At 43.2% G+C, this 9,927-nt stretch carries 9 protein-coding genes; 4 read left to right on the forward strand and 5 right to left on the reverse strand.

Annotated features, from left to right (window positions below):
* Positions 1–64 precede the first annotated feature (64 nt).
* Positions 65–382 (reverse strand): hypothetical protein, encoded by a 318-nt coding sequence (locus QZ735_RS07490; protein WP_294246343.1) that lies wholly within the window; start codon positions 380–382, stop codon positions 65–67.
* Between the two features lie 77 nt (positions 383–459).
* Positions 460–1,161 (reverse strand): AAA family ATPase, encoded by a 702-nt coding sequence (locus QZ735_RS07495; protein ID WP_294246348.1) that lies wholly within the window; start codon positions 1,159–1,161, stop codon positions 460–462.
* A 742-nt stretch (positions 1,162–1,903) separates the two neighbouring features.
* On the opposite strand from QZ735_RS07495, the gene QZ735_RS07500 reads away from it, so the two are divergent.
* On the forward strand, positions 1,904–2,239 hold the full coding sequence (locus tag QZ735_RS07500) for an SMR family transporter (protein ID WP_294246365.1): 336 nt from the start codon (positions 1,904–1,906) through the stop codon (positions 2,237–2,239).
* 106 nt (positions 2,240–2,345) lie between these two features.
* Here the strand turns inward: QZ735_RS07500 and QZ735_RS07505 are convergent, their stop codons facing one another.
* Positions 2,346–3,080, reverse strand: coding sequence for a DNA-formamidopyrimidine glycosylase family protein (locus tag QZ735_RS07505; protein ID WP_294246350.1), 735 nt, complete (start codon positions 3,078–3,080; stop codon positions 2,346–2,348).
* Positions 3,081–3,862: 782 nt separating this feature from the next.
* Here QZ735_RS07505 and QZ735_RS07510 point away from each other — a divergent pair.
* The 3 genes from QZ735_RS07510 (at position 3,863) to QZ735_RS07520 (ending at position 8,898) form a co-directional block, all read left to right on the forward strand.
* The gene (locus QZ735_RS07510; RefSeq protein ID WP_294246368.1) at positions 3,863–5,218 is read left to right on the forward strand and encodes a deoxyguanosinetriphosphate triphosphohydrolase; all 1,356 of its coding nucleotides are present in this window, start codon (positions 3,863–3,865) and stop codon (positions 5,216–5,218) included.
* Between the two features lie 493 nt (positions 5,219–5,711).
* Positions 5,712–6,638 carry an SPFH domain-containing protein gene (locus tag QZ735_RS07515; protein ID WP_294246353.1) on the forward strand — a complete coding sequence of 309 codons (927 nt, stop codon included), beginning with the start codon at positions 5,712–5,714 and terminating at the stop codon, positions 6,636–6,638.
* A gap of 238 nt (positions 6,639–6,876) precedes the next feature.
* Positions 6,877–8,898: a hypothetical protein gene (locus QZ735_RS07520; protein ID WP_294246356.1), complete on the forward strand. Its 2,022-nt coding sequence runs from the start codon at positions 6,877–6,879 to the stop codon at positions 8,896–8,898.
* Between the two features lie 102 nt (positions 8,899–9,000).
* On the opposite strand, the gene QZ735_RS07525 is transcribed toward QZ735_RS07520, so the two are convergent.
* Both QZ735_RS07525 and QZ735_RS07530 read right to left on the reverse strand, forming a co-directional pair.
* Complete coding sequence (locus QZ735_RS07525) at positions 9,001–9,342, reverse strand: DUF962 domain-containing protein (RefSeq protein WP_294246359.1); 342 nt, start codon at positions 9,340–9,342, stop codon at positions 9,001–9,003.
* Positions 9,343–9,452: 110 nt separating this feature from the next.
* Positions 9,453–9,707: an amino acid permease C-terminal domain-containing protein gene (locus tag QZ735_RS07530; protein WP_294246362.1), complete on the reverse strand. Its 255-nt coding sequence runs from the start codon at positions 9,705–9,707 to the stop codon at positions 9,453–9,455.
* Positions 9,708–9,927 lie beyond the last annotated feature (220 nt).

The following is a 9,927-nucleotide window of genomic DNA, read 5'->3' on the forward strand; positions in this document are numbered from 1 at the left end:
TATTCTTTAATCATTCGTTTTTTATTCTAATAATGCCGGGCACATCACGTGGATTGGACAGTTTTCACAGGTCAGGACCAAAATGATATTCTGGGCCATAATCGTGCTGCTGCAGCAGGTTTCCCGCTTCGTCCCATTCTTTGGCAATGCCGTATGGTCGGTTATAACGCTGAAAATATTCCTGCTGAATTTGGCCGTTATCGTAATATAGTGCAATCCTCCCGTTTTTACTTCCTTTTACCACGGTGATTTCACCAATCAGTGTTCCGTGATGGTATTCTACTATCAGACCTGTAAAAGGTTCATCATTATGATAATAGATGTTTCCTCCGCCATCGTCGGTTGCAAGGATTTCAATATCGTCGAAGTTTACGGTCATCATATTATTATTTGATAGTTGACTTTACAGCAAAGATAGCACGGATTGCAAATCCGCGCTATCCAATCCGCGCTGCATGGCTACATTTCCAGTTTCCGGATCAGCTGTGCTTTCACAAGGGTGAAGGCATGATCCTTGGCTTCAGCGAAAGAAATGCCATATCGGCGGCTGATAATACGGAACTCTTCAGGGAACCTGGCCAACAGGCTGTCGTAATAGCCGTCGAGAAATTCCCGGGAAGGCAGTTCATAGGTAATATTCAGCTGGAACCGGCGGAGCAGGGCGGTATCCAGGATTTCAGCGTGGTTGGTGGCGCAGATCAGCAGGGAGTTTGTGGGATAATAGTCGATCAGCTGAAGCAGGGTATTCACCAGCCTCCGCATCTCGCCCACATCTTTGTCGTCGCTGCCCCGTGCTTTCCCGATCTGGTCGAGTTCATCGAGGAACAGGACCGAGCGTTCCCGGGAAGCCTTGTCAAAAATCATTTTAATATTCTGGGAGGTTTCGCCGATCCGGGAGGAAATGATGTTGCTGAGGTTAAGGATGATGATGTTTTTATCCAGTGCGTGGGCTATGGCTTTAGCGGTCATCGTTTTCCCGCAGCCGGAGCTTCCGCGGAGCAGTACCTTATGGTTTACGGGAAGGCCGAATTCCTGCAAGGCTGCAATATGCCTGTGCTCCTTGATGAGTTGGGTACATTGCTCCCGGTTGTGCAGGCTCAGGAAAACTTCGTCCAGCCATATTTCTTCTTTATCCTGGATGATGAGGTTGTACAGGTTCATAAGCCGTTAAAATTTAGGCAAAGATAAGCATAGAAAGCAAAAAAGCCGGACTAAAAAAGTCCGGCCCTATCGGCTATAATAAAAATTAAAAAATTATCCTTAGTGAAAATTGTGTTTTTTGATGCTCTTTTACCCGTGTTGAGTAAAAGAGCGGTCAATCCCTCGGGATTGTGGTCATAAACAATATAATGGTATTTGTGTTTTTCCGTCGGCAGAATAATCTGCCGGTTTCCGTTGCGATTAGTTTCCCTGTTCCTTTTTCACTGTTGCGAAATAAGAAGCAAAAACGACTAAACATGTTGCGATTCCAATGTAAGTTAACATATTATTGTATTTTTAATTATTTGCTGTTTTATTGCTAATTCTGTACTGCAATATTACAACTTAAAATAATAGCGGGCAAACAAATAATCATGATGTATATCAGTATTTTACAAGGTTTAAAATTAAGTTTTAGCAATATTTAATTTATATAAATTTAATATAAAATCAAAAATTTATTTATAATTTTATTGTCTTATCTGTAAAAAATTATGAATCCTTCAAAAGCTGTTGCGTTTCTGTTTTTAACTTTATAATCCAAAAAAAGAAAACAGGAGATGCATAAGATGTTGAAACAGGTTATATTATTTCACTCGTTTTTGATATGAGGACTGTTTTTTTTAATAAAATAGGTTCATATCATCACCCTGAGTACAATATCTTAGCAAATTTTTTTATCTTGAACAGTAAATTGATTTCAATGGGGAAAAGTTATTTTTATTTGCTGCTGGCTATTGTCTTTGAGATTGTGGCCACAACATTTCTGAAAAAATCGGAAGGTTTCTCAAAAGTTGTTCCGTCCTTTATTACCGTGACCGGGTATGCGGCTGCTTTTTATTTCCTGAGCCTGACCCTGAAGGAGATTCCTGTCGGCATCACCTATGCGATATGGTCAGGAATCGGGATTGTTTTCATCACGCTTATCGGCATCATTGCCTTTGGGGAGATGCCGGATCTGCCGGCGGTGATCGGGATTATCCTGATTCTGGCGGGCGTCATTATCATTAATGTGTATTCAAAAATGGGATCGCACTGATGCTTCATTCCTTATAACGGTCATAAAAAGCATTTGGCAATGGTTGTTATACCGGAGATGGGTGATGCTTGTATTCTGATCAATACAACAAAATGATTTGGAAAAATCAGTATAGGGTTTGGTCGGTTTCGCAGAAGAAACTTCTCCGGCTTATCAGCCCGGTCTGCTTTTTCACTAATTTTTCCCCACAGATCGGACAGATCTTTTTGGTATGGGCCAGCCAGTGCTGCTGGAGCGTGCCATCCTCTTTCCATTTTAGGAAATCAAAGCTGTAGTTGCGGGCTTCAGTGATAAGGTCATTCAGTTTCTCATCCGGCATATGGCCCAGCAGGCTTTCAGGCTGCACCGCAATCCTGAACAGGGCTTCATTTTTAATGATATTGCCGACACCTGAAAAAATATCCTGGTCCATGAGGGCATCACACGCCATCATTTCCGGGTTCGATTTCAGTTTCTGCATTGTTTTTTCCGGATTCCAGGCATCGCTCATCACATCGGCTTCCCAATCAATCGCATCCAGGTGATCCAGCCCGACGAGCCTTACATTACAGGTGTAGAAGTAAACGGAGGAATCCTCGAAGATAAGCGAAAGGTGAAGCCGGTCTTCCGGTCTTGCTTCTTCGTTAATGCTGTAGGATCCGAACATCAGCAGGTGAATCCTGATCGCAAAATCATCAAAAATCAGATAGGTCTGCTTCCCGAAAATCCGGATGTCCTTCAAGATCTTTCCTGAAAGCACGGACATGTCGAATTTTGCTTTTCCGTGGGCTTCGGAAACTTTCTTACCGATAAACTGTTGCAGATTATCTTTCATGATGACAATAACGGGACCTTCTGGCATAGCTTTACACTTTATATTCCTGGTCTTCGGTAAAGACCATTTTCCGTTTTCATAGGTTGCAATTATTCTGCCACCGCCTGCATTTTTAAAGTAAGGGATGTAAAATGTTTTTCCATCGGGATTTTTTTTGATCTTTCTATAAAAATTTTTTATGAGGAAAGACCGGAAATCGTTTTTCAGCCGGTAGGCCTGAGCTCCGGATACCATAAGTTTCTTATTCCTGATCGACCGGCTGTTCCGGATCCTGTTGAGGCGGGTGCTGTTGCTGAATCCTGTATAATAGGCTGTCGGGGTTTATTTTTTATTTCAAGCAGACCGTACCCGAATGCATTCTCAGTAACGGCGTACAGTGATTCCCTTTTTTTCTGGAAGCAAAGGCAGGCAAACTGCTTGTTGAAATAACCTTCAGATATGGCCAGTCTGTTTTTATAATCAGCTGATAAAGTAAGGTTTAATGCTTCATCATAGACATTTCGCCTTGCTCATAGGTCAGTATTTCCTAATTTTTCCGGAACATAATAGGCCCTGAATTACGGGATATGACGGATTTTTCCGTTTCCGTTTCCGCAGACGGCAAAAGGCCTGTCCCGGAGCGGTACTGTTTCCGGCCGTCGTCGAAACAAGGGTCCCGGGCATGCAGCAGGACAACAGGGAATAGAAGGAGCAGCAGGTTTTTTCATAGATCATAATTTAAACAATCATACTGTTTTTTTTATTTGGCTATTCTGCAATATTTCAGTATATTTTTCAATCCAAATAAACATAACCGATTACAAAACATGATGGATCTAAACCGGATTTTCACTAATCAGCGCACAGGAAATAATTCTCCTACCAAAGCATCCCGGACCGATTTTCAGCGGGATTTCGACAGAATTATTTTTTCCTCTGCCTTCAGGAGGCTACAGAACAAAACACAGGTATTTCCTTTGCCGGGAAGTGCCTTCGTGCATAACCGCCTGACGCATTCGCTGGAAGTTTCCTCTGTAGGGCGCAGCCTGGGAAGCGTCATGGGAGAACACCTGCACGAACGTTTCAGAAATGACCTTACCGAAGAAGCCAAAAGCTTCTATCTTCATAGCCTGGGAAATGTAATTGCCGCAGCTTGCCTGTGCCATGATGTAGGGAACCCTGCCTTCGGACATTCCGGCGAAGATGCCATTGCCAGCTATTTTGAGAGGAATGAATCTGACCTGAAGCCGAAATTCAGTGAGAAAGAATGGGCCGACCTGGTAAATTTTGAGGGGAATGCCAATGCCATCCGCGTACTGGCCCAGCAACAGCAGGGAAAAGATGAAGGCGGCATCCAGCTTACCTTTTCCACGCTGGCCGCCATCGCCAAATACCCTTGCGAGGCTATTGCCCGGAATAAAGGCATTCTCCACCGCAAGAAGTTCGGGTTCTTCCAGAATGAAAAGGACATCTTCCTGGAAATCGCCGGAGAAACCCGGATGATAACCGAAAGTGAAGAACCGTTCATTTTTAAGAGACATCCTTTTGTATGGCTGGTGGAAGCAGCCGACGATATCTGCTACAACATCATCGATATGGAAGATGCCCACCGGTTGGGCATCGTCTCCACTGCCGATTGTAAGAACCTTTTCTTTGAGCTGGTAAAATCCGAAAGCGACGATATCCGGAGGATCGAAGACAAACTGCGTTCGATTTCCAATGAAAACGAACAGATTTCGTATCTGAGGGCAAAAGTCATCAATGCACTCATCAACCGGTCTGTGGAAATATACAAGCTTACTATCGGCAAGATCCTCGAAGGAAACCTTGAGCATGCCCTGCTGGATCTCTACAAATCTGAAAACAAGACCCTGCAGGATATCGAAAGTTTTTCCATTGAAAAGATCTACAACCATAAAGCCGTTGTGGAAATTGAAAATGCCGGCTATAATGTCATGTATGAATTGCTGGACCATTTCATCCCGTCGATCATAAAGCATGAAGACGAAAGAAAAGCTTACGATAAGAAAGCCCTGAAACTGATTCCGCAGCAATTTGTATATAAAGAGGGAACCGATTACCAGAAAGTATTGGGGGTGATCGATTTCGTGTCCGGGATGACCGACAACTATGCTACCGACCTCTACCGCAAAATAAAAGGCATCGACATCGGAATGACAGTCTGAAGGGTGAATGGTGAAAGGTGAATTTTGCTTTGCAAGTCAATTTTGCTTCGCAAGTGAATTTCAGGCTGAGATTAAGAATTGACCATTGACCAGCGCAGCGGGTTGACCATTGACAAATCGTGAATGGTGAATTTTGCTTCGCAAGTGAATTTCAGGCTGAGGTTAAGAATTGACCATTGACCAGCGCAGCGGATTGATCATTGACAAATTGTGAAAGGTGAATTTTGCTTCGCAAGTGAATTTCATGCTAAGGTTAAGAATTGACCATTGACCAGCGCAGCGGATTGACCATTGACAAAAGGCAGACGTTGAATTTGAGTCTGGCTTTCTAATGGGCACAAGCCCGGAAGCTTGCGCCAGCGGTGAATTACAGGCTGAGTTAAGAATTGACCATTGACCAGCGCAGCGGATTGACCATTGATCCCGCGCAAACACCCGCTTTCGATTTTAAAAATAAATCCGTATCTTACAAAAAACCAATAAAATAAACATTATGGTGTACGCAGGAATACTGGTCTTCATCGGCCTTATTACTTTATTCGCTTCATTTTTTACCGTAAAACAGGAATCCGCTGCGATTGTGGAACGGCTGGGGAAATTCTTAAAGGTGAGCCACGCAGGGCTGCACCTGAAAATCCCGTTTCTGGATCAGATTGCCAAACGGCTCAACCTCAGGATACAGCAGCTGGATGTGATCATAGACACCAAAACGCTGGACAATGTATTTATTAAAATGAAGGTTTCCGTACAGTATCAGGTGATCCGTGAAAATGTAAAGGATGCCTATTACCGGCTGGAAAATCCTGAAAACCAGATCACGTCCTATGTCTTTGACGTCGTGCGTGCCGAAGTGCCGAAAACAAAGCTTGACGATGTTTTTGTAAGGAAGGACGATATCGCCATTGCAGTAAAAAGTGAATTGCAGGAGGCCATGCAGAGCTATGGCTATGATATCATTAAGGCTCTGGTCACTGACATTGACCCGGATGAACAGGTAAAACACGCCATGAACAGGATCAATGCAGCCGAAAGGGAAAAAACCGCCGCCGAATATGAATCCGAAGCCCAGAGGATACGGATCGTAGCCGTTGCCAAAGCTGAAGCAGAATCAAAGAAGCTTCAGGGGCAGGGGATTGCCGACCAAAGAAGGGAAATTGCCAAAGGGCTGGAAGAATCCGTGAAAATGCTGAATGCTGCCAACATCAATGCACAGGAAGCTTCCGCACTGATCGTGGTGACCCAGCATTATGATACCTTAAGTTCTATCGGAGCCAACAACAGGAGCAACCTGGTCCTGCTTCCCAATTCACCTACCGCTGCAAGCTCTATGCTGAACGACCTTGTGGTATCCATGGCAGCGACCCAGAAGATGGACGAATATGTACAGGTAACCGATCCGCCTAAAAAGAAAGGATTCTGATGAAAAACGCTGGAATTGCTATCCGCTGTTCCGGAAATATCCTGTAATCATCAGTATTGATGAAGATCAGAAAAAATCCTTTTTAGTCGGCTGAAAAGGATTTTTTCTGAAAGCTACGATGATAAGATCTGCGGCAGTACAGAAATATCCCTATATCTTTGCTCTTGTTTTTTTACGATTAAATTCCTAATTTGACCTTCCTTTTTAAATACCAAATTGTACAATCAGCAAAAAGAATATGGAAAATCAGCTTGAAATTGAAAATTACAGGATCGGAAAACCGGATGTATGGACGGGAAATAATGATGACGGAGAACTTCTGGAAAGGCTTAAAGAATCTGAATTTGCAAAGCACCAGATCGATCAGGGAAAGGATTTCTGTTATTTTTTAGATAAAAAATACCGTACCGGCAATACGGAAAACCGCGAATACCTTTGTATAGCCTATACGCTGAATGAGCCTGCCAATCTCGAAAGGGCTTCGGTTTCCGATGTCGTGGTGGAAGAAAACGAAGTTTACCATATCCACCGCATCAGCGTGGTAAGAGACGGCGTCCTGATCGATAAAATTCCCGATACCAGAATAAAGGTTCTTGACAGCGAAAATCAAAGCAGCGGCGGGATCCTGAGCAGCAATAAAAAAATCAATATTACCATAAAAGACCTCAGGCTCAATGATATCCTGATCATGGAAGATTCCAGGGTTAAAGTATTTACGGAGCGTGATTTCCTGAGAAAGGAATTTGCAAAATACGTCTGGGTAAGCCCGGATAATTACTGGGCCTACGGAAGCTATTCTTTTACTTTCATCAATGACCGTGAACAACCGATCGCCTGCAGGAAGACGTTCTTCCGTGACGAAAACGGAAATGTGCTCGAACCGGAAACCCATTACATCGGTAAAGGGGAAGAATTTGTCTACCGGGCGGAAAACTACATCAATCCCGTAGATGCCAGCCGCGAGATTTTCCCGTATATCGATTTCGCCACCGCTGGTGAATGGAAGGAGCTTTCCAACTATATCGCACCGATTTATGACGGGATTTTTGCCAAAACTTCCCTCGGGGATTTTGCCCCGAATATCATTGAGAAACTGGATGCAATCCCGGACACCGGTGAAAAAATACAGTTTGCCATCGAATATGTGCAGAATAACATCTATTATATTTTCAATGCTGATGAAATGAACGGCCACCGGCCGCAACAGCCGGAAGTTACCTATGAAAACAAGCAGGGTGACTGTAAGGCCAAATCGGTACTGCTGAAAGCGATCCTGGATTACATCGGTGTGGATTCTTCCATCATCCTGGTCAATTTCCATACTGATTTTTATATCAAATATTACCTGCCTTCACTGCTTACTTTCAATCATGCCATTGTAAAGATTAACTACAATGGAGCGGAATATTTTGTGGATGCTACGGTGCGGGATGAATTCGGGCTGCCGGAAAACCGCGGGTTTATTTATTTTATGCATTATCTGGAGGTTAAGAAAGATCAGGAACTCAGCCACCGGAAACCTTATACTTATCCGTACTTCTGTATTGATGAAAAAATAGATTTCAGTGTGAAGGATAACCAGGGAACCCTGGTACTGACAACAACCTACAAGGGTAACAGGGCCAATGCCATGAGAAGGTACTTCAGGAACACCAATAAACGGGAAATCATCGACAGCTGGAACAACTTCCTTTTTTACAGCCTCAATTATTCAGGTGACCGGAATGGTACCGATATCCGGGATGTTTTTAAGGATCCGTCTATTGAGGTAACCGGTGATGATAAGAAGCGCAATGAATTCACGATCCGGTACAGGGCTACAGTTGAAAACCCGTATTTTACCGATCAGAAAAACAACAGGTTCCTGATGTATTTTGACCGGAATGTCATAAAAGCCAGTGCACGCGATTTTATACACAAAGACCTGCAGTTCTGGCATAATTTCGATAGTGAACGGTATGAGATCAGTTTATCGACTGATCAGAAAATCGATACCGAAGAGAAATACACCGCGCAGGAAAGTACGATCCACAACCCATATTTTGATTTTACCAGCCGTAAGAAAATCAGTAAAAACGGAGCTGTGGTCACCATTGAATACAACCCTTCGGTAAATCTTGAAATTCCGAAAGAAGATTTCGAAAAATTCAGGGCAGACCATCATACCATAGCGGACAGCAATTTCGGCTTGGGCATAGATATTATTGAACCCGGCCTGATGAATATGCTGAAATACAGCTTTAAGAAAAAATTTAAATAAGGATTTATCTTAAATCAAATATGATTTGAGTTCACAATAAGCGCGTTGCATCAATCAATGACGTCAGGCTTTAGCCCGACGTCATTATAGCGATATGCCTCTTTAAATTCTGTTGTTTTCCGGCGGAGTGGCAGGACTGCTGAATTTTTCTTTTCCCGTAAGCAGTTCAAAAAACAGCCTGAAATCCGAAATCAGTGACCAGAGCGGATACCTGAACGTGGCTGGTCTGTTTCTTTCGATGAATGCGTGGCTGAGCCAGGCAAACCCGTATCCGAAAATCGGGATGTACCACAGGAACCGCTCTTTGCCTGAACTGATGACATAGCCGATGACAAAAAATACCAGCAGGATACCGAGGAAATGAAAGACACGGGTTCCGGTTTTGCGGTGTTCAGTAAGGTAAAACCGGTAAAATTCCTTGTATGTTTTAATTCTTTCAGACATGGCATTATAGGTTATATTCTAAAAATCCTAAAGCAATAAACCCGCCAAATTTTAAATAAAAATCCGGAGAACCAAGGCCTCCGGATATTATCTTTATGACAGAAAAAAAATTAGATTTTTCTGAGTTTACTGTTCCTGTATCCGTAGCAGAAATAAATAATCAATCCGATGGCAAACCATAATCCGAACCAGAACCAGTTGTCGTGGCTCATTCCGGTCAGCAGGTACAGGCATGAACTCAACCCGATCAGCGGAATCAGTGAAAAGTTCTTAAGGAAAGTCACAATGCAGAGTATGATATTAACCAGGATAAAGAAGAAAATAGAAGCCCGGAATTCCCCTTCATTGGGATCATTCCAGTCCATTAAGCTGTGGAAAAAGTCAGGCTGAAAGAAATAGAATCCTGCCAGTCCGCCGATGAAGAGTACCGGAAAAATAATTTTCCCATTGATATAAGGCAGGTGGAAACGGCCTTATATCAATGGGAAAATTATTTTTCCGGTACTCTTCATCGGCGGACTGGCAGGATTCTATTTCTTTCAGCCTGACTTTTTCCACAGCTTAATGGACTGGAATGATCCCAAT

The sequence above is a fragment of the uncultured Chryseobacterium sp. genome (genome assembly GCF_913776365.1).
In the GTDB taxonomy this organism is placed as follows: Bacteria; Bacteroidota; Bacteroidia; order Flavobacteriales; family Weeksellaceae; genus Chryseobacterium.

Excerpts from the sequence above, each read along its gene's own strand:
- QZ735_RS07490 (WP_294246343.1), bottom strand. The coding sequence starts at position 382 with ATGATGACCGTAAACTTCGACGATATTGAAATCCTTGCAACCGACGAT.
- QZ735_RS07495 (WP_294246348.1), bottom strand. The coding sequence starts at position 1,161 with ATGAACCTGTACAACCTCATCATCCAGGATAAAGAAGAAATATGGCTG.
- QZ735_RS07500 (WP_294246365.1), top strand. The coding sequence starts at position 1,904 with ATGGGGAAAAGTTATTTTTATTTGCTGCTGGCTATTGTCTTTGAGATT.
- QZ735_RS07505 (WP_294246350.1), bottom strand. The coding sequence starts at position 3,080 with ATGCCAGAAGGTCCCGTTATTGTCATCATGAAAGATAATCTGCAACAG.
- QZ735_RS07510 (WP_294246368.1), top strand. The coding sequence starts at position 3,863 with ATGGATCTAAACCGGATTTTCACTAATCAGCGCACAGGAAATAATTCT.
- QZ735_RS07515 (WP_294246353.1), top strand. The coding sequence starts at position 5,712 with ATGGTGTACGCAGGAATACTGGTCTTCATCGGCCTTATTACTTTATTC.
- QZ735_RS07520 (WP_294246356.1), top strand. The coding sequence starts at position 6,877 with ATGGAAAATCAGCTTGAAATTGAAAATTACAGGATCGGAAAACCGGAT.
- QZ735_RS07525 (WP_294246359.1), bottom strand. The coding sequence starts at position 9,342 with ATGTCTGAAAGAATTAAAACATACAAGGAATTTTACCGGTTTTACCTT.
- QZ735_RS07530 (WP_294246362.1), bottom strand. The coding sequence starts at position 9,707 with ATGGACTGGAATGATCCCAATGAAGGGGAATTCCGGGCTTCTATTTTC.